Origin of the sequence: Paraburkholderia sp. GAS206C (assembly GCF_050435645.1) — a bacterium.
Taxonomy (GTDB): domain Bacteria; phylum Pseudomonadota; class Gammaproteobacteria; order Burkholderiales; family Burkholderiaceae; genus Paraburkholderia; species Paraburkholderia phenazinium_B.
The window spans coordinates 769,524-786,891 of sequence record NZ_JBNDKR010000002.1; the positions used below are offsets into that span (position 1 = coordinate 769,524).

A 17,368-nucleotide genomic window follows, 5' to 3' on the forward strand; every position below is an offset into this window, starting at 1 on the left:
TTCCTGATGCCTCGCTTCTTCGTCGGTACGTCACTCAAGCCCGACGACATCATGCAGCTTCCCGATGACGTCACACGGCACATCCTGGTCCTGCGTCTGCAACCGGGTGATTCGATCGTGCTTTTCAACGGCGACGGCGGCGAGTACAGCGCTGAACTGATCGAAGTAGAACGCCGTTCGGCCACCGTCAAGATTCGGGAATTCCGCGAAATCGAGGTGGAACCGCCCTATCACCTGACCCTCGCGCAAGGCATCGCCGGTGGGGACAAGATGGACTGGCTGATCGAGAAGGCCGTGGAACTCGGCGCGTCCAGTTTCGTGCCGCTCACCACGACGCGCAGCGTGGTGCGCTTGTCCGGCGAACGCGCACAGCGGCGTCACGTGCACTGGCAAGGCATCGTGCGCGCGGCGTGCGAACAGTGCGGACGCAATCGCCTGCCTGAAGTCGCACCGGTGCGTGAAATCGCGACATGGCTGGGCGCGCTGCCGCGTGCCACCGAAGAAGGCGAGTTGCGCCTGCTGTTGTCGCCGCGGGCAAGCATCAGCTTCAACGCATTGCCGGTCGAGCCGCCGCGCGGACGCGTCATGTTGCTAATCGGACCAGAAGGCGGATTTTCGGCCGCGGAAGAGGCAGCAGCGACGAGCCATGGTTTTACCGCTGTGGGGCTAGGACCGCGCGTGTTGCGCACGGAAACAGCGGGGATCGCCGTACTGGCCGCGCTGGCTGCACGCTGGGGTGGCTGGTAATCTGATCAGTATGTCGAACTGACCCGATCCAAAGCAAAGGCCCGCCAATTGGCGGGCCTTTGCTTTGTTCAGTCATGCGTATTCTGGCGACTCGGACGCTCAGGCGAACGAATAAAACACACGGAACGCCACTTTGCGCTCGGCCCAGAATTCGGAGGCCTCGCGGAATACGTCGAGCAGCGTTTCGCGCCCTTCCTTATCGAATTTCTGTGCCACCGGCAGCGCCTCCAGCACGATGACGAAACCCGGTTGCGCACCCGCCTTGGCGACCAGATCGGTCAGGCAATCGTAGAGGGCATCGTAATTTTTGCCGAAGTGCTTCGGAAACAGAAATGACGTCGCAATCGTTTCGAGAACTTCTTGTTTGGACTGCGCGTTCGCGCAGAACGCATACAGAAAGTGCTGGCCGAGCTGGCTGGCCTCGTCAGCGAGATCCTGCACGCGAAAGGCGCGGATCGACTGTACGATGTTCGGTCGTACGGTCTTGAAAAGACTCATAGGCCCCTCGTTCGATGAAAGCACAGTGCTGGCTTCGCTCTGGGTGTCCCGTCCGTCACCGGCCGTGCGCATCTGCATGACGCGCTGAAACATATTGCCGTCGCCGGCCGCGAAAAGATCCGTCGCGACTCCGGAGTCGTGCGCGTAGACGTTGTCGCTCATGCCGTTCATCCCGATGTCATTCAACAATACGATTAAAACTGGTGTAGTGGTCGTCCGAGTAGAAGCAATTATCGGTGCGCTGCAGCGGACCCCCACAGACAATGCGACGCGCGCCGCGATTGTGGGCGCGCGGCGTAGGAACGGTGTATTCGTGATAATAGCCGCGCCGATGCGGTGGCAGCAGCCCTTCGCGGTTGCCGAATACGATCCCGTCCTTCTCATACGGGTAAGGCCCGCCTGCGGCAATCAAGTTCAAAGTATTGACTGCTTCACGCGGTAACTGCGCGACCGCGATGGTGCCCTGCACCTGATTGTCGCCATTGCTGGGCGCCGAATAGTCCCGCGCAAACGCGCTGTTGACCAGACCCCCGCACAAACCGCCAAACGCCAGGGCGCCGATCAGCACGCCGTTGCGGAGCCACTTGCGTGCCATGAATCAGGTTCCCGCTGTCAGATCACGAGTTTGACGACCATGAAAGACGTAAGGGTATCGCTAATGGTCTCTGGAATCAACGTTCGTTCGGCGAACGAAAGGTTCCCATGTTGCGGGAACACGCCGCTCAAGCAATCTTGACGACTTTTGACAGATTTTTATAGCTTAGTCAAGATAAAATTAGCCTCGACGGTAGGGGCGTGGAACGGGCGAATCTGGCCGCTCTGTTTCGCGCACAGTGAGGTGGATTTACCGTCGTGTTTGGTCTTTATTGGGTGACAATCCCCTGTTTGCCCAAAGGCGTGCCCATTGCGGGCACGCCTTTTTTTTCGCCTTGCGGCGCTCGTGTGGGCTATCGCCGCTTAGCGCGCGGCGATCACGTCTGCCACCAGCAGCGCCGTCATGTTGACGATCCGGCGCACCGTCGCCGAAGCCGTCAGCACATGGACCGGCTTGGCCGCGCCCAACAGGATCGGGCCAATCGCGATGTTGTTGCCGGCAGCCGTCTTCAGCAGGTTGTAGGAAATGTTGGCCGCGTCGATGTTCGGCAGGACCAGCAGGTTCGCGTCCCCCTCGAGCGTCGATTCGGGCAGCACTTCGCGGCGCAGGTTGTGATCGAGCGCGACGTCGCCGTGCATTTCGCCGTCCACTTGCAGGTCAGGCGCGCGCTCGCGCAGGATCTCGAGCGTGTCGCGCATTTTCTGGGCAGTCGGCGCGTTGCTGGTGCCGAAGTTGGAATGCGAAACCAGCGCGATCTTCGGCTCGATGCCGAAACGGCGCACTTCCTCGGCCGCCATGATGGTGATCTCGGCGAGCTGCTCAGGCGTCGGATCGACGTTCACATGAGTGTCGACGAGGAAAATCTGCCGGCCCGGCAGCACCAGCCCGTTCATCGCCGCGTAGGTGTTGCGGCCTTCCTTCTTGCCGATCACCTGGTCGATGAAGTGCAGATGGCGATGCGTCGTGCTGACCGTGCCGCAGATCATGCCGTCGGCCTCGCCCTTCTTCACCAGCATCGAGCCGATCAGCGTGGTGCGGCGGCGCATTTCGAGCTTGGCCATCTGCTCGCTGATGCCCTTACGCGCCATCATCTTGTGATACGTCTGCCAGAAGTCGCGATAACGCTCGTCGTGGTCCGTGTTGACCACCGTGTAGTCCTGCCCGTTGATCAAACGCAGGCCATAGCGCGCAATGCGCTGCTCGATCACCGCCGGACGGCCGATCAGGATCGGCTTGGCCAGCTTTTCGTCGACGATGATCTGCAAGGCGCGCAGCACGCGTTCTTCTTCGCCTTCCGCGAACACAATGCGCTTCTTCTCCGGCTCGACGCCACGGGCGAGCTGGAAAATCGGCTTCATCGTCGTGCCGCTGTGGTAGACGAACTGCTGCAGATGCTGCTCGTACGCGTCCATATCTTCGATCGGACGCTCCGCCACGCCCGACGCCATCGCGGCCTTCGCAACAGCAGGCGCGACCTTGACGATCAGACGCGGATCGAACGGCTTCGGAATCAGGTAAGCCGGCCCAAACGACAGGTCCTGGATGCCATAAGCAGTCGCGACGATGTCGCTCTGCTCCTGACGCGCCAGCTCAGCAATGGCATTGACCGCAGCAATTTCCATTTCCCGCGTTACCGTCGTCGCGCCCACATCCAGCGCGCCGCGGAACAGGAATGGGAACACGAGGACGTTGTTCACCTGATTCGGGTAATCGGTACGGCCGGTGCACAGCACGGCATCCGGGCGCACTTCGAGCGCCAGTTCCGGCAGGATTTCCGGCGTCGGATTGGCCAGCGCCAGAATCAGCGGCTTGTCTGCCATCTGCTTGACCATGTCCTGCTTGAGCACGCCCCCAGCTGACAGGCCGAGAAAAACATCCGCGCCGCCGATCGCTTCCGCCAGCGAGCGGGCGTCGGTTTCGCGCGCGAAACGCTCCTTGTCCGGATCCATCAGCTCGGTACGGCCCTTGTAGACCACGCCGGCCAGGTCGGTCACGGTGATGTTCTCGAGCGGCAGTCCGATGTCGACCAGCAGGTCCAGACAGGCCAGGGCGGCAGCGCCCGCGCCGGACGAGACCAGCTTGACCTCCTTGATGCTCTTGCCGACGACCTTCAGGCCGTTGGTGATCGCCGCCGCGACGACGATAGCCGTGCCGTGCTGGTCGTCGTGGAACACCGGGATCTTCATGCGTTTGCGGCATTCGCGTTCGACGATGAAACAGTCCGGCGCCTTGATGTCTTCGAGGTTGATGCCGCCAAAGGTCGGTTCGAGCGCCGCGATCACTTCGACCAGCTTGTGCGGATCGGACTCGTTCAACTCGATATCGAACACATCGATGCCGGCGAACTTCTTGAACAGCACCGCCTTGCCTTCCATGACCGGCTTGGATGCGAGCGGGCCGATATTGCCGAGACCCAGTACCGCGGTGCCGTTCGTCACAACGCCGACCAGGTTGCTGCGCGAGGTGAAGCGCGCGGCATTCAACGGGTTCTCGACGATTTCTTCGCACGCGAACGCGACACCCGGGGAATACGCCAGTGCGAGGTCGCGCTGGTTGATCATTTGCTTGGTCGGCGCGATCGCGATCTTCCCGGGGGTCGGGAATTCGTGATAATCGAGAGCGGCTTCGCGGAGTTTGGTGTTGACGGGATTCGACATAAGGCGGGCTTGGAGTGCGGATTAGAATAGATACTCGACGGCATTGTAGCGCCATTCCCCATCGTGATTCCTGCAATCAGGGACATAGCTGCCGCGACTGAAATAAAGCGAAAGTTTTCGTGCCTCCGTGGTCGCGATCATTGCCGCGGCGCAGCAATTTAACCGTACAATGCGCGCCGTTGGCCGCTGCTAAAGCGCTTTTCCGTGCACGGACCTCTACTATGCTCTCCGAGTTTTCGCTAATCGACCGTTTTTTTGCGCGCCGCGCCGACGCCATGAGCCGGCGCCTTCAAGAGGGGGAACTCGGCATCGGCGACGACTGCGCATTGCTTGCGCCGCGTCCTCGCGAAATGATGGCGATTTCGACGGACATGCTGGTCGAAGGACGTCATTTCTTCCCGGATATCGATCCGCACGCCCTCGGACATAAAGCGTTGGCCGTGAACCTCTCGGATCTGGCCGCGATGGGCGCGCAGCCACAAGGGTTCACGCTGGCGTTCGCCCTGCCGGAGGCGCGCGAAGATTGGCTCTCCGCGTTTAGCGACGGCCTCTTTGAACTTGCAGAACGCTATGGTTGCGAGCTGATGGGCGGCGATACGACTGCCGGACCGCTGAACCTGTGCATTACCGTTTTCGGCAGCGTCCCGCCACAGTTGGCGCTGCGTCGCGATGCAGCCAAGCCCGGCGACGACATCTGGATTTCCGGCACGCTCGGCGACGCGCGCGCGGGACTGGGCGTGATACGCGGCGAGTGGTCAGCCGGAGAGAAGGATGCTGCGACATTTCGCCGCGCCCTTGAACGCCCCGAACCGCGCGTCGAACTGGGCCTGGCGTTACGCGGTATTGCACATGCCGCACTCGATATCTCCGACGGCCTCGCCGGCGACCTCTTGCATATCCTCGAACGCTCGCAACTCGAAGCGCGGGTCGACGCCGACGCCGTGCCCCGCTCGAATGCGCTGCGCAGGCTGCCCGCCGAAGTGCAACGCCGCTGCACACTGGCGGGCGGCGACGACTACGAACTGTGCTTCACCGCGCCGGTGAGCGCGCGCGCAGCGGTCGAAGAAGCTGGTCACAAGGTAAATCTTCCGCTTACCCGTGTCGGTACAATAAACGCTCTTGGGCCATCGGCAAACGGCCCTGCGATCCATTGGCATGACGCAACCGGCGCCCCGCTCACCTTGACCTTGCAAGGCTTCGATCATTTCCATGCAGACTGAACCCTCGCTCGGCCCGGCCGACGAATTGTCCGACGGCCCGTTACGCGGAGGGCCGCCAGACTCGCCCGAGCCCCGTCCTGTCCGGCCGCGCCGGGCCACCGCGCGTTTCATGCTGACGCATCCGCTGCATCTGATCTCGCTCGGTTTTGGCAGCGGCCTGTCGCCGATCATGCCCGGCACGGTCGGCACGCTGTTCGGATGGGCATCGTTCGCCGTGCTCAACCGCTATCTGACGGTGCTCGACTGGGGCGTGCTGATTATCGTGGGCTTTTTCGCCGGCATCTCGATCACCGCCTTTACCGCGAAAAAGCTCGCCATCGACGATCCATCGGCAATCGTCTGGGACGAAATTGTTGCGTTCTGGCTGGTGCTGCTGATGGTGACCCCGATCACTTTCACCGGCCAGGTGTGGTCCTTCATCCTGTTCCGTTTCTTCGACATGGTGAAACCTCCGCCTATCCGTTACTTCGACCGCAGACTGAAAGGTGGTTTTGGCATCATGTTCGATGACCTGGTCGCCGCCTTTTTCACTTTGCTCGTGATCGCGCTGTGGCGCATGGCGGTCTGACCGTCACACGTTTTTCCGGACCTACGCATGGCTACCGATTCCGTCGTCCACCAACTCGCTATCCGCGTCAGCAACCGGTTGCGCGACGAACGCCTGATGCTCGTGACCGCCGAGTCCTGCACGGGCGGCATGGTCGCAACGGCGATTACCGACATCTCCGGCAGCAGCGGCTGGTTCGAGCGCGGCTTCGTCACGTATTCGAATCAGGCCAAGAGCGAAATGATCGGCGTGCCGCCGGATCTGATCGAAAAACACGGGGCAGTCAGCGAACCAGTCGCCCGCGCGATGGCCGAGGGCGCGCTGCGCAATAGCCGCGCGCAGGTGTCGCTGGCGATTACCGGCGTGGCCGGCCCGAGCGGCGGCACCGAGACGAAGCCGGTCGGAACGGTCTCATTTGGCTGGACCAACCGGCTGCATACGTCGGTGGAAACGGTTGTATTCAAGGGTGACCGCGAGAGGATCCGCGTGCAGGCGGCGGCGCATGCGCTGCGCGGACTGCTGGCGTTGCTCGATGAGCGTGAGCGATAACGATGCCGGTTTCCTCGTTGGCTAAAGACGATCTGGTTCGGCGCTTCGAGTTGCAGGCGCATCCGGAGGGCGGCTACTTTCGCGAAACGTATCGCTCGGCGGCGAGGGTGGATCGTGATGGGGCCGGGGCTGGAGAAACGCGTTCGGCGTCTACGGCGATTTACTACCTGTTATGCGACGGCGCTCATTCGGCATGGCATCGGATCAAGTCCGATGAAGTCTGGCACTTCTATGCTGGCGAGCCGCTGCTGGTTCACGTTCTTGATGAGAATGGGCAACTGGTCACGCACCGGCTCGGCAACGCACTGACGCATCCTGGCACCGTGTTTCAGGCGGTGGTGCCAGCCGGTTTGTGGTTTGCAGCGGAATGCGCAGATCCAGCGACGTTCGCGCTGGTCGGTTGCACGGTCGCGCCGGGGTTCGAGTTCAGTGAGTTTGAACTGGCTGATGTCGACGCACTGCGAAGCGCCTATCCGGCGCAGGCGGAATTTATCACGCGGCTGGGGCCTACGGCGCCGATCGATTAGCGCCTAGGCCGCTTCCAGTTCCACGTGCACTCGTCGACCCAGTGCGGTGGCAATGTTCACCAGCGCATCAAGCGAAAAGCGCGATACACGGCCACGCAGTAAATCGTTGATGCGAGGCTGCGTCACACCACAATGCGACGCCGCTTCCACCTGCGTCCATCCGCTCGATTTAACAAGCTCGGCGATCTGCTGCATCAGTTCGGCGCGAGTACGCAAATTGGCAGCCTGCTCCGGCGTATCGGCTAGTGCGTCCCAGACGCTGGCGTAGGTTTCGGTTCGAGTCATTTCACACCCCTCATCAGTTCGTTATATCTCGCCTTGGCAACGTCTACATCACGTTGCGATGTGGCCTGAGTTTTCTTCTGGAAGGCATGCAATACATACACCGCTTCGGCCACGCGAGCGGTGTAAACAACACGGTAAGTGCCAGACTCATCCCAGACACGAAGTTCCTCTACGCCCCTGCCAATCGAAGGCATGGGCTTAAAGTCGTCCGGCTGGTGACCTCGTTGCACTTTGTCTAACTGATAACCCACGTCCTGCCTGGCGTCTTCAGGGAACTCGCGCAAGCACTTCAGCGAGTCTCCAAGAAATCGCACTGGCTTCATGAACGAAATTATATCCAAATGGATATAATTCGCAAGAGGTCATCTGCGCTAGCTCGCCCTTCCCTCACCGATACCCGTTAATCCGATCCCGCGTTTCCAGCGCCGCCTTCGCCGCGGCCTGGGCGTAGTCGTCGCCCTTGCCCGCATAAATAATCGCGCGCGACGAATTGATCAGCATGCCCGTACCCGCCGCGGTGCGCCCCGCATTCACCGTTGCCTCGACATCGCCGCCTTGAGCGCCGATGCCCGGAATCAGCAGCGGCATCTCACCGACAATGCCGCGCACCACCTCGATCTCCTTCGGGAAAGTCGCGCCCACCACCAGCCCGAGCTGGCCGCTTGCGTTCCACTTCTGAGCCGCCAGTTGCGCGACCACCTGATACAGCGGACGCCCCGCCGTATCCAGAAACTGCAGATCGGAGCCGCCCGGGTTCGACGTCCGGCACAGCACGATCACGCCTTTACCCTCGTGTTCCAGATACGGCTCGATCGAATCGAAGCCCATATACGGATTGACGGTCACCGCATCGGCCTGGTAGCGCTCGAACACCTCGCGTGCGTATTGCTCGGCAGTGCTGCCGATATCACCGCGCTTCGCATCGAGAATCACCGGCAGGCCCGGATGTTGAGCATGAATATGCGCGATCAACTGTTCAAGCTGGTCTTCCGCGCGATGAGCGGCGAAGTACGCAATCTGCGGCTTGAATGACGAGGCATAAGGCGCGGTCGCGTCGACGATCGTGCGGCAAAACTCGAAGATCGAATCGGCGCGGCCGGCGAGCGCCCCCGGAAATTTCGCGGGCTCGGGATCAAGGCCGACGCACAGCAGCGAATTCGTGCGCTGCCAGGCGTCGTTGAGTGTCTGGAGAAAGGTGGACATATCGGGCTCGCGGCGGGCTGATGAAAGAAGTGGCGCGCGTATTCTACCCGTCCTCGCGAAGAGCACGGCGGGCGGGCCGCCACCTCCTCTCACTGCCGGCGCGAACCCCGCGCCCCTGCCGCTGCGCGCAAGCCGGTCCGTTCGACGGTAAACCGGAACGAGCGGCGCAAGTGCTCGCCGCGCGCGAGCATGGTCATGCCATGGGAGGCCGCCCCGCCGGGCAGGTTCATCGCATTGATCGGATGATCGACCGGCTCGAAGCAAAAGAAATCCTCGCCCGGAGGCGTGTAGAGCACGTAGTAGTCGGTATCCGAGGCAATCGTCAGCGATAGACGCCGCTTCGGCCAGACCACCGCCGCCTGTCCGCTCCAGCCGGTAAACGCGTGATTGACGATGGTCTGCGGCAACGGATAGGCCACGCCGAACTGCCAGGCCGGCGGCGCCGGCACGTGACGCAGCGGCAGCCAGTCGTCACCCTGCAACCAGAGTCCCGCGGCAGCCGCGGACAGCTCAGTTTGCGCATCGCGCACCAGAAACGGATGGATACCGAGTCCGAACGGCAGCGCATCGCGTCCCGTATTCTCGACCTCGAGCGTAATCACGAGCGTCGGGCCTTCGAGCGCATACGTCTGCGTCGCGCGGTATGCGAAGGGCTTGCCATCGCTGCGGTCAAGCGTCAGGCGCACGCGGTCCGGGCTCGTTTCCGCAACACCCCAGTGGGCCAGCCAACCATCGCCATGAATGGGCAGCGGCTCAGCCACACGATTGCGCGGCACGTCGATGCGTCGCCCGCCCACGCCGAAATGACCGCCGCCGATGCGATTCGAGTAAGGCAGCATCGGATAGCACGCCAATTGGTTCGGATCGGTATCGGACGCGACGTGACGGCAGCGGCGGAATATCGGCACCAGCGCGCCGTCGCTACGCCAGTCGAAGCGGGTGATGCCGCCGCCAAGCGACGGCGCCACGTCGAGCCGCAAATGGGTGTTGGCGAGCGTCACGCACGCCACGTCGCCGCCACTCGTCTCACCCACCGCCACCGCCGATGTGCTCGGCCCCGCCAGCACCGGATGGGCGGCGGCCGCCAGCCGGGCGCGGCGCGTCTGTGCAGTCTGGGAATTCTGTGAAGCGGATGCGAGATTCGCTACAGTCATATCAGGCTCCAATCGAGAGGCGTGAGACGTTGCCGTCATCGCTGACGGATGTTTTATTGGTGGGCGCCTTGGCCGGCTGCCTCTTTGAGTCCTTCCTTGCTCAACTCACTCGTCCTGCGTCCTGCACCGCAGCGGTGCGCCCTGAAATACCGCTTCGGGCAAGCCTCGCTGTCCCGGCACGGCCACAAACACGCCGCCCGCGCGGGAGTCGCCGGCAAGCGCCGCCGCATCCAGATCGGTACGCGCGCTCGTGATGTACAGCGTGCCAAGCTGTGCGCCGCCCAGCGCCACACAACTCGGTTGCACGGTCGGCACCGTGACGCGCGCGGTTTCGACACCATCGGCGCCGTAGCGCACCACGCGAGCGCCGCCCCACTGCGCATTCCACAGGCCGCCGTCGCGATCGACGGTCGAACCGTCGGGCTCGCCGGTCGCGTCCGCGAGCGTCGTGAACACACGGTCGTTCGCGATGCTGCCGTCCGCGCCGTAATCGCACGCGCGAATCTCGCGGGTCGGCGAATCGCAGTAATACATCGTCGCGCCATCCGGACTGAACGCAATGCTGTTCGAAATCGCGGGCGCCGGCAGCGGCAGGCGCTCGAGCGACAGATCGCGGTTCAGACGGTAGAACCCACCCACTGCGCGTAAGGGCGAACCCTCATCCTTCGTACCGAAGACGAAACGCCCCTGACGGTCGCAGCGGCCGTCGTTGACGCGTGTATTCAAACCCGGCTCGACATCGACAATACGCTCTGTCTCGCCAGTTGCAAGGTTGAAGAACGCGAGATGCGAGGCGAGTCCGAGTAAAAGGTAGTGCGGATTGGCGCAGAGCGCAAATGTCGCGAGCCGTTCCGGCATGCGCCAGAATGTGCTACGGCCGTCGCGCGGGTCATAGCGCCAGAGCTTCGCGCCTTCGATGTCGGTCCAGTAGAAACGGCCGCTGCGCGAGCACCACGTCGCGCCCTCGCCGAGCGTGCATTTGGCGTCGACCAGCAGCGCCGCACGCGTGACAGGCACGGCTGCGCTCACGCCCAGCCTCCATCCACGACGAGGTCCTGTGCGGTGATCATGCTGCTGTCGTCGGCGGCAAGGAACAGCGCCATACGTGCCAGATCAGCGGGCATCAGCTCGGCATCGATGCACTGGCCATCCTTGATCGCACGGCGCCCCGCATCGTCGAGCCACAGGCGCTTTTGCTTCTCGGTCATGACCCAGCCCGGCACCAGTGTATTCACGCGGATATTGAAGTGGCCGAGATCGCGCGCCAGACCGCGCGTGAGGCCCTGCACGGCCGATTTCGACATCGTGTAGACCGGAAAACCACCCTGCTTCAACATCCAGCTAATCGAGCCGAGATTGATGATCGAACCGCGTCCGGCCACTTTCATGTCGTCCATCACGGCCTGCGCCACAAAGAACTGGTGGCGGATGTTCACGGCAATAGCCGCATCGAAAAACGCCGGCGTCACCTCTTCGATCTTGTGACGCTTGTCGTTCGCAGCATTGTTGACGAGCACCTCGACCGGGCCGAGTGCCGCTTTGACATCGGCAACGGCCTTGCGCAGTGCGTCGAGGTCGGTCAGATCGCAGGACAGAAACAGCGGCTTGTGACGCGAATCGCCGAGTTCGTCCGCAAGCGCCTCGCCGGCGCTCGCGTCGATATCGAAGAAGGCAACCCGCGAACCCTGTGCCGCAAAATGCTCGACGAACGACGCGCCAATCCCGGTCGCGCCGCCCGTGATCAACACGGTGCGGTCTACAAGACTCGGATAACGTGCGTACACGTTGTCCGCCTGGCGGGCGTTGGCATTGGCAGGTGACGACATCGTTCGTTTCCTCAAAAGGCAGTTAGTCAGACGCCGCGCGTCAATCGCGCGAGCCGCGGTTCTTCAGCTGGTCGAGCAGCACGGCAGCGAGCAGGATCGCACCGCGCACCAGGTACTGGTAGAACGCGTCGATGTTCAAAAGGTTCATCACGTTTTCGACCGTGCCCATAATCAGCACGCCGATCACCACACCCGAAATCGTCGCACGGCCGCCCAGCAGCGAGACACCGCCCAGCACGCACGCGGAGATCACGTTCAGCTCGAAGCCTTCGGCAGCGTTCGGCTGACCCGAGGTGATACGCGAAGCGAGAATCACACCGGCCAGCGCGGTCACCGCGCCTTGCACCAGGAAGATGTACACGCGGGTGCGTTCGACGTTGATACCAGCGAGACGCGAGGCTTCCGGATTGCCGCCGATTGCCAGCGTATTGCGGCCATACACGGTCTGGTTAAGCATCACGCCGAACACGACGAAGCACAACAGCGTGACCCAGATCGGCAGCGAGACGCCGAACATCGACAGGCCGCCCAGCGCGATAAACGTATCCGACGACACGCCCACCGCCTGACCATGCGACACGATAAAGCCGAGGCCACGGACGATTTCCATCGTCGCGAGCGTGGTGATCAGCGCATTGATGCGCAGGTACGCAATCACAGCGCCGTTGATGAAGCCGATCACGCCACCCGCCACGACTGCTGCAATGATGGCGATAAACGTGTTACCCGTCGCGTTGAGCACCATTGCGCACAGCACGCCGGCAAATGCCACGGTGGAACCCACGGACAAATCGAAGTCACGTGAAGCGAGACAGAACATCATCGTGCACGCGACCATGCCGATCTGCGAGATCGACAGCGCGAGCCCGAGCATGTTTTCGATCGAGAAGAAGTGATCGACGGTCAGCGACATCGTAATGAACATGATCGCGAAGATCACGATCAGGCTGTAGTCGGTGACCTGCTGCCACCATTTCTGCTTGTCGTTGCTCTGCGGAATCAGCGCTTCGGCGGCGCTCTTGGCGGCCTGTTGCGCGAGGTTTTCTCTGGCTTGCATTTGATTACTCCTCCCGTTTTCGTCACGGGCTGACGGGTTATTGGGGACTTGCGTCCGGTCGGTGGTCGATATCAGGCCGCTTCGGGCGCGGCGGCTTGCGGTGCGGTCGAACTTTGCGGCAATGCGAGACTCAGCACTGCCTGCTCGTTCGCCTTGCTGCGCAGCAATTCGCCGGAGATGCGCCCCTGCCGCATCACCACGATCCGGTCGGACACGCCGAGCACTTCCGGCAGCTCCGACGAAATCATCACGATCGCGCAACCCCGTTCCGCAAGCTGATAAATCACGTTATAGATCTCATGCTTCGCGCCGACGTCAATCCCACGCGTCGGTTCGTCGAGAATCACCACTTTCAGATCCGGCTCCGCGAGCCAGCGCGACAGAATCGCTTTCTGCTGGTTGCCGCCGGAGAGGAAACGGATCTTCTGGCGACGGCTCGGCGTCTTGATCTTCAGCAGCTTGATAAAACTGTCCGCTGTTTGCGCTTCTTTCTTGCGGTTCAGGAAGAAACCCGCACGCAGATAGTGGCGGCGACAGCTGATGTTGATGTTCTCGGACACGGTCGCCATTGCGACGATGCCCTCTTCCTTGCGGTCTTCCGGACACAGCACGATGCCGTGGCGAATCGCTTCGCCGGCGCTGCGCACCTTGATCGGCTTGCCGTCAAGCACGATCTCGCCGTTCTTCTTGCTGTCGGCGCCGTACACGAGGTGCATCAGTTCGCTACGGCCCGCGCCCACCAGACCAAAAAAGCCGACGATTTCACCGCGCCGCACTTCGAAGTTGGCCGGCTCCTTGAGCGCGTGCCCTTCGATCCCCTTGGCGGCAAAGCGTACTTCGCCGAGTTCGCGCGGCTTGTAGCTATAGATGTCGGAAATCTCGCGGCCGACCATTTCGGCCACGATCGTGTCGCGCTTCACGCCTTCCAGCGTCGGATGCGAGGCCACCTTGCGACCGTCGCGGAAGATCGTGCAGGCGTCGCACAACTCATAAATCTCATCCATCCGGTGCGAGATATAGATCATCGCCCGGTTGTCGGCGCGCAGGTCGCGCACCAGTTTGAACAGCACCTCGGTCTCGCTGTGCGACAACGAGCTGGTCGGCTCGTCCAGCGCGATCACCCGCGCATTGCGCAGCAGCGCCTTGCAGATTTCGACCATCTGACGCTGTGCGATCGAGAGCCTGCGCAGCTTCGCGTTCGGATCGAGCGCCACGCCCATCGCTTCGAGCCGCTCGCGCACGAAGCGTTTGGCTTCGCGCTTGTTGACCCAGCCGAGCGAGTTCGGCAACTGGCCAAGCAGCAGGTTTTCCGCGACCGTGAGGTCGGGCACGTATTGCAGTTCCTGGTGAATCACCGCGATTCCGGACGCAATCGACGCGGCCGCGCTACCGAAGCGCACCTCGTTGCCATCGATCAACAGGCGGCCGGAATTCGGCTGATATTCACCACCGAGAATCTTCAGCAAGGTCGATTTCCCCGCGCCGTTCTCGCCCATCAGGCCGTGCACCTGGCCGACGTTCACGTCGAAGGACACGCCGTCGAGCGCACGCACGCCTGGGAAGACCTTACCAATATTGTCAAAACGCAGCGTCGCTGACACTTCGCCTCCTGTTGCATCCTGTGAACCGAGCGGTCCGGCGCGTTACTCCCACGTTGCCGGCACACCGGTTTGTCTCTACTGCTGTTGCGCCTGCGAGCACGGCAATTGATCCGCGCCTTGCATGTGCTGCCGGGACGACTGAGCGCCGGATCATTGTCCGGCGCCCAGCCGCTGCACTTCTATTAAAGACTGCTTACTTCGATGCCAGACCCATCTTTTCACGCACGTCCGCGACGTTGTCACGCGTGGCCAGCATGCCGGTCGTCAGCGTAAGTGCCGGCGGTTCCTTGCCTTGCGTGATCCAGTCGTACATTAGCGTCGAGGTTTCTTCGCCATGGCGCTTCGGGCTGATGATGACGGTGCCGTAGAAGCCCGTCGGCGTCGGCTTCTTGAACTCGTTCAGAGCCGAGTCCGAACCACCGATACCGATGCCGATCATGTTGTCCGCCTTGAAGCCGCGGCCTTCCGCTGCACGCACAGCGCCGAGCACGGCTTCGTCGTTCAGGCCGTAGGCGATCCAGTGCTTGAATTGCGGGTTCTTGGTGAGCGCGATGTTGGCGGCGTTGAAAGCGTTTTCCGTATCGGTCTTCGCTTGCGGCGCTTCGATCACGTTAGCCTTCGGGAAGCCGGCGGCCACGAGCGCGTCGGTTGCACCGCCGGTGCGGTCGACTGCGGTCGGCAGCTGGTTGTAGGTCACGTCGATCGCGCCCACATCCTTCATGTCCCAGCCACGCTTCTTGATTTCCGCAGCCAGACCGTCGCCGACCTGCTTGCCGATGTTGTAGGCCGAAATGCCCATATGCGGCACCGATGCGATCGGCTTGCCGGCACCGTCGACGAGGCGGTCGTCAACCGTCATCATCTTCAGTCCGTCAGCCTTCGCCTTGGCGACGATCCCCGGTCCAAGCTTGACGTCCGGCGTGCAGATAATGAAACCCTGCGCCTTCTGTGCAGCCAGGTTGTCGATCGCGCTCATGACCTTCTCGCCGGAAGGAGCACCGATTTTCACCAGCGTGAAACCCTTTTCCTTGGCAGCGATCTCGGCGAACTTCCATTCGTCCTGGAACCACGGTTCTTCCGGCTGCTTCACCAGAAAACCGATCTTGACCTGATCGGCGGCCTGGACGACCGGTGCATTGAACAGCACCCCTGCTGCTGCAGCTGCCAGCGTGAGGAAAATTCTACGTTTCATGTTGCAGTCTCCTGACTAATTAGTAGATAACGAGAAGGTATCGGCCGCGTCTTCTTATCCGGTCCTTGACACACGCGGCCAGCGCGTCAACCGGCTGAAACTGATCGTCGCGCTCTGTGGCGCTTCGCTTCGTTGTGCTTCACAGCGGCACACTTTCCACGGCGTGCCGCCTGGTTTTTCTCCAGACGGTGGCTCAGTCGTGATACAGCGCTGAGCGCCCGCCATCTACCGTGATACAGCTCGCGTTGATGAACGGTGCCTCGTCCGAGGCGAGAAAGACCGCCGTCATCGCGACTTCTTCCGGGCGGCCGATGCGTTTCATCGGCTGCAGATCGAGCGTCGCCTGCTGCGCGGCCGCCGGGTCCGGCTGACCGTTCCACCAGTCATGCGTCAACTGCGTTTCAATGTAGCCCGGTGCGATTGCGTTGACGCGCACATTGCGCGGCGCGTATTCGATACCGAGGGCCCGGGTCAATCCAATCACACCGTGCTTCGCAACCGGGTACGGGAAGCAGCCCGGGATGATCTTGAACGCATGTGTCGAAGCGATGTTCACGATGCTGCCCGCACCACGTTCCACCATTCCCGGCAACACCGCGCGGCAACCGTTCCAGACGCCGTCGAGATCCACCGCGAAGCAGCGGCGCCAGTCGTCGTCGGTCATCGTCAGCGGGTCGCAGAACACGTTGATGCCGGCGTTGTTGACCAGCACATCGACCGCGCCGAAGGTGCTTTCCGCTTCGTGCACGGCGTGCTGCACCGAGGCGGATTGCGTCACGTCGGTCTGCACCGCGAGTACTCTGGCGCCGCTTGCTGCAGGGCCACGCGCTGCACTCGCGCCATTCGCACTGCCGGCGCCACTTGCCTTGCACGCCGCCTCGATGTCGCGCGCGGTGCGCTGCGCGGTTTCAACATCCAGTTCCGCCAGCACGACCGCCGCACCTTCGCGCGCAAACGCCAGCGCGATGGCTGCGCCGATGCCGCGACCGGCACCGGTAATCAACGCGACCTTGTTGGCGAGCCGGTTCATTTCTTTGCACTCGCCCGTGCGATTCGCAAGCCGTTGATATAGGCCCGTGCATGCGACGCCGTCGCCGCCACATTCTGGCCCGGCTTGTAAAGCGCAGAACCGAGCCCGAAACCGTTCGCGCCTGCGGTCAGGAACGGCCCCATGTTGTCCGGCGTAATGCCGCCGACTGGCACCAGCGGCACCTCGGCGGCGATCACCGCGCGCCAGGCTTTCACGACCTGGCAGCCAAGCTGTTCAGCCGGGAACATCTTCAGCACGTCTGCTCCGTTCTTCAGCGCGAGGAACGCTTCGTTCGGCGTAGCGACGCCCGGCGCACAGGCAAGGCCACGCGCCTTCGCTGCCGCCACCACCTCGGCGTCGCTATGCGGCATCACGATCAGTTCGCCACCGGCCAACAGCACATCGTGGACGAAACTCGCATGCAGGACGGTGCCCGCGCCGACGATCGCATCGGCCGGCAATGCCTTACGGATCGCGGCGATGCTGTCGAACGGCTGCGGTGAATTCAGCGGCACTTCGACGATCCGAAACCCCGCCTCATACAGCGCCTGAGCGTGCTCGGCGGCGTCCGCCGGCGTGACGCCGCGCAGGATGGCGATAAGCGGACACGCTTCGAATGCCGCCATCAGACCGGCATGCGGCAGATACGGAGCGGGTAGGTTGATATGAGGTTGCATGTC

Annotated in this window: 19 protein-coding genes; 5 read left to right on the top strand and 14 right to left on the bottom strand. The window is 62.3% G+C overall.

What is annotated here, in order from left to right; all coding sequences use genetic code 11:
* The first annotated feature begins 6 nt into the window (after positions 1-6).
* Positions 7-747 (top strand): 16S rRNA (uracil(1498)-N(3))-methyltransferase, encoded by a 741-nt coding sequence (locus tag P3T20_RS07840; RefSeq protein WP_074262487.1) that lies wholly within the window; start codon positions 7-9, stop codon positions 745-747.
* Positions 748-846: 99 nt separating this feature from the next.
* On the opposite strand, the gene P3T20_RS07845 is transcribed toward P3T20_RS07840, so the two are convergent.
* The 3 genes from P3T20_RS07845 to P3T20_RS07855 form a co-directional block, all read right to left on the bottom strand.
* Positions 847-1,416 carry a barstar family protein gene (locus tag P3T20_RS07845; protein ID WP_174567496.1) on the bottom strand — a complete coding sequence of 190 codons (570 nt, stop codon included), beginning with the start codon at positions 1,414-1,416 and terminating at the stop codon, positions 847-849.
* A 7-nt stretch (positions 1,417-1,423) separates the two neighbouring features.
* On the bottom strand, positions 1,424-1,840 hold the full coding sequence (locus P3T20_RS07850) for a ribonuclease (protein ID WP_429286616.1): 417 nt from the start codon (positions 1,838-1,840) through the stop codon (positions 1,424-1,426).
* Positions 1,841-2,202: 362 nt separating this feature from the next.
* Positions 2,203-4,497 (bottom strand): NADP-dependent malic enzyme, encoded by a 2,295-nt coding sequence (locus P3T20_RS07855; protein WP_074262492.1) that lies wholly within the window; start codon positions 4,495-4,497, stop codon positions 2,203-2,205.
* 221 nt (positions 4,498-4,718) lie between these two features.
* On the opposite strand from P3T20_RS07855, the gene thiL reads away from it, so the two are divergent.
* Genes thiL through P3T20_RS07875 form a run of 4 tightly spaced genes read left to right on the top strand, consistent with a single transcriptional unit; the run spans position 4,719 to position 7,340 of the window.
* Complete coding sequence (thiL, locus tag P3T20_RS07860) at positions 4,719-5,717, top strand: thiamine-phosphate kinase (protein ID WP_429286617.1); 999 nt, start codon at positions 4,719-4,721, stop codon at positions 5,715-5,717.
* Complete coding sequence (locus tag P3T20_RS07865) at positions 5,707-6,285, top strand: phosphatidylglycerophosphatase A family protein (protein ID WP_429286618.1); 579 nt, start codon at positions 5,707-5,709, stop codon at positions 6,283-6,285. The genes thiL and P3T20_RS07865 overlap by 11 nt, the downstream gene beginning before the upstream one ends.
* A 27-nt stretch (positions 6,286-6,312) precedes the next feature.
* Positions 6,313-6,813, top strand: coding sequence for a CinA family protein (locus P3T20_RS07870; RefSeq protein WP_074262495.1), 501 nt, complete (start codon positions 6,313-6,315; stop codon positions 6,811-6,813).
* A gap of 2 nt (positions 6,814-6,815) precedes the next feature.
* The gene (locus P3T20_RS07875; RefSeq protein WP_429286619.1) at positions 6,816-7,340 is read left to right on the top strand and encodes a cupin domain-containing protein; all 525 of its coding nucleotides are present in this window, start codon (positions 6,816-6,818) and stop codon (positions 7,338-7,340) included.
* 3 nt (positions 7,341-7,343) lie between these two features.
* Here P3T20_RS07875 and P3T20_RS07880 read toward each other — a convergent pair whose 3' ends face one another.
* From P3T20_RS07880 to P3T20_RS07930, 11 genes are all read right to left on the bottom strand, one after another.
* On the bottom strand, positions 7,344-7,625 hold the full coding sequence (locus P3T20_RS07880; protein ID WP_074262497.1) for a helix-turn-helix domain-containing protein: 282 nt from the start codon (positions 7,623-7,625) through the stop codon (positions 7,344-7,346).
* The gene (locus P3T20_RS07885) at positions 7,622-7,948 is read right to left on the bottom strand and encodes a type II toxin-antitoxin system RelE/ParE family toxin (protein WP_074262498.1); all 327 of its coding nucleotides are present in this window, start codon (positions 7,946-7,948) and stop codon (positions 7,622-7,624) included. Before P3T20_RS07885 ends, P3T20_RS07880 begins: the two co-directional genes overlap by 4 nt.
* Before the next feature lie 64 nt (positions 7,949-8,012).
* Entirely contained in the window at positions 8,013-8,828 is an 816-nt protein-coding gene (gene pyrF / locus P3T20_RS07890; RefSeq protein ID WP_429286620.1) for an orotidine-5'-phosphate decarboxylase, read from the bottom strand.
* A gap of 89 nt (positions 8,829-8,917) precedes the next feature.
* Complete coding sequence (locus P3T20_RS07895) at positions 8,918-9,982, bottom strand: aldose 1-epimerase (protein WP_429286621.1); 1,065 nt, start codon at positions 9,980-9,982, stop codon at positions 8,918-8,920.
* 105 nt (positions 9,983-10,087) lie between these two features.
* On the bottom strand, positions 10,088-11,011 hold the full coding sequence (locus P3T20_RS07900; protein WP_429286622.1) for an SMP-30/gluconolactonase/LRE family protein: 924 nt from the start codon (positions 11,009-11,011) through the stop codon (positions 10,088-10,090).
* Positions 11,008-11,808: an SDR family NAD(P)-dependent oxidoreductase gene (locus P3T20_RS07905; protein ID WP_429286623.1), complete on the bottom strand. Its 801-nt coding sequence runs from the start codon at positions 11,806-11,808 to the stop codon at positions 11,008-11,010. Before P3T20_RS07905 ends, P3T20_RS07900 begins: the two co-directional genes overlap by 4 nt.
* Positions 11,809-11,848: 40 nt before the next feature.
* Positions 11,849-12,865, bottom strand: coding sequence for an L-arabinose ABC transporter permease AraH (gene araH, locus P3T20_RS07910; RefSeq protein WP_074262503.1), 1,017 nt, complete (start codon positions 12,863-12,865; stop codon positions 11,849-11,851).
* Positions 12,866-12,936: 71 nt separating this feature from the next.
* On the bottom strand, positions 12,937-14,466 hold the full coding sequence (araG, locus tag P3T20_RS07915) for an L-arabinose ABC transporter ATP-binding protein AraG (protein WP_429286624.1): 1,530 nt from the start codon (positions 14,464-14,466) through the stop codon (positions 12,937-12,939).
* Positions 14,467-14,659: 193 nt separating this feature from the next.
* Positions 14,660-15,658, bottom strand: a complete 999-nt coding sequence (locus tag P3T20_RS07920) for an arabinose ABC transporter substrate-binding protein (RefSeq protein ID WP_074262505.1) — start codon at positions 15,656-15,658, stop codon at positions 14,660-14,662.
* 193 nt (positions 15,659-15,851) lie between these two features.
* Positions 15,852-16,688, bottom strand: a complete 837-nt coding sequence (locus P3T20_RS07925) for an SDR family oxidoreductase (RefSeq protein ID WP_074262506.1) — start codon at positions 16,686-16,688, stop codon at positions 15,852-15,854.
* On the bottom strand, positions 16,685-17,365 hold the full coding sequence (locus P3T20_RS07930; RefSeq protein WP_074262507.1) for a 2-dehydro-3-deoxy-6-phosphogalactonate aldolase: 681 nt from the start codon (positions 17,363-17,365) through the stop codon (positions 16,685-16,687). Before P3T20_RS07930 ends, P3T20_RS07925 begins: the two co-directional genes overlap by 4 nt.
* Between the last annotated feature and the right edge of the window lie 3 nt (positions 17,366-17,368).

What these genes read in the sequence shown, in the direction of transcription:
- araH (WP_074262503.1), bottom strand. Translation starts at nt 12,865, where the DNA reads ATGCAAGCCAGAGAAAACCTCGCGCAACAGGCCGCCAAGAGCGCCGCC.
- thiL (WP_429286617.1), top strand. Translation starts at nt 4,719, where the DNA reads ATGCTCTCCGAGTTTTCGCTAATCGACCGTTTTTTTGCGCGCCGCGCC.
- P3T20_RS07870 (WP_074262495.1), top strand. Translation starts at nt 6,313, where the DNA reads ATGGCTACCGATTCCGTCGTCCACCAACTCGCTATCCGCGTCAGCAAC.
- P3T20_RS07845 (WP_174567496.1), bottom strand. Translation starts at nt 1,416, where the DNA reads ATGAACGGCATGAGCGACAACGTCTACGCGCACGACTCCGGAGTCGCG.
- P3T20_RS07875 (WP_429286619.1), top strand. Translation starts at nt 6,816, where the DNA reads ATGCCGGTTTCCTCGTTGGCTAAAGACGATCTGGTTCGGCGCTTCGAG.
- P3T20_RS07840 (WP_074262487.1), top strand. Translation starts at nt 7, where the DNA reads ATGCCTCGCTTCTTCGTCGGTACGTCACTCAAGCCCGACGACATCATG.
- P3T20_RS07920 (WP_074262505.1), bottom strand. Translation starts at nt 15,658, where the DNA reads ATGAAACGTAGAATTTTCCTCACGCTGGCAGCTGCAGCAGCAGGGGTG.
- P3T20_RS07885 (WP_074262498.1), bottom strand. Translation starts at nt 7,948, where the DNA reads ATGAAGCCAGTGCGATTTCTTGGAGACTCGCTGAAGTGCTTGCGCGAG.
- pyrF (WP_429286620.1), bottom strand. Translation starts at nt 8,828, where the DNA reads ATGTCCACCTTTCTCCAGACACTCAACGACGCCTGGCAGCGCACGAAT.
- P3T20_RS07930 (WP_074262507.1), bottom strand. Translation starts at nt 17,365, where the DNA reads ATGCAACCTCATATCAACCTACCCGCTCCGTATCTGCCGCATGCCGGT.
- P3T20_RS07880 (WP_074262497.1), bottom strand. Translation starts at nt 7,625, where the DNA reads ATGACTCGAACCGAAACCTACGCCAGCGTCTGGGACGCACTAGCCGAT.
- P3T20_RS07865 (WP_429286618.1), top strand. Translation starts at nt 5,707, where the DNA reads ATGCAGACTGAACCCTCGCTCGGCCCGGCCGACGAATTGTCCGACGGC.
- P3T20_RS07905 (WP_429286623.1), bottom strand. Translation starts at nt 11,808, where the DNA reads ATGTCGTCACCTGCCAATGCCAACGCCCGCCAGGCGGACAACGTGTAC.
- P3T20_RS07850 (WP_429286616.1), bottom strand. Translation starts at nt 1,840, where the DNA reads ATGGCACGCAAGTGGCTCCGCAACGGCGTGCTGATCGGCGCCCTGGCG.
- P3T20_RS07895 (WP_429286621.1), bottom strand. Translation starts at nt 9,982, where the DNA reads ATGACTGTAGCGAATCTCGCATCCGCTTCACAGAATTCCCAGACTGCA.
- P3T20_RS07855 (WP_074262492.1), bottom strand. Translation starts at nt 4,497, where the DNA reads ATGTCGAATCCCGTCAACACCAAACTCCGCGAAGCCGCTCTCGATTAT.
- P3T20_RS07925 (WP_074262506.1), bottom strand. Translation starts at nt 16,688, where the DNA reads ATGAACCGGCTCGCCAACAAGGTCGCGTTGATTACCGGTGCCGGTCGC.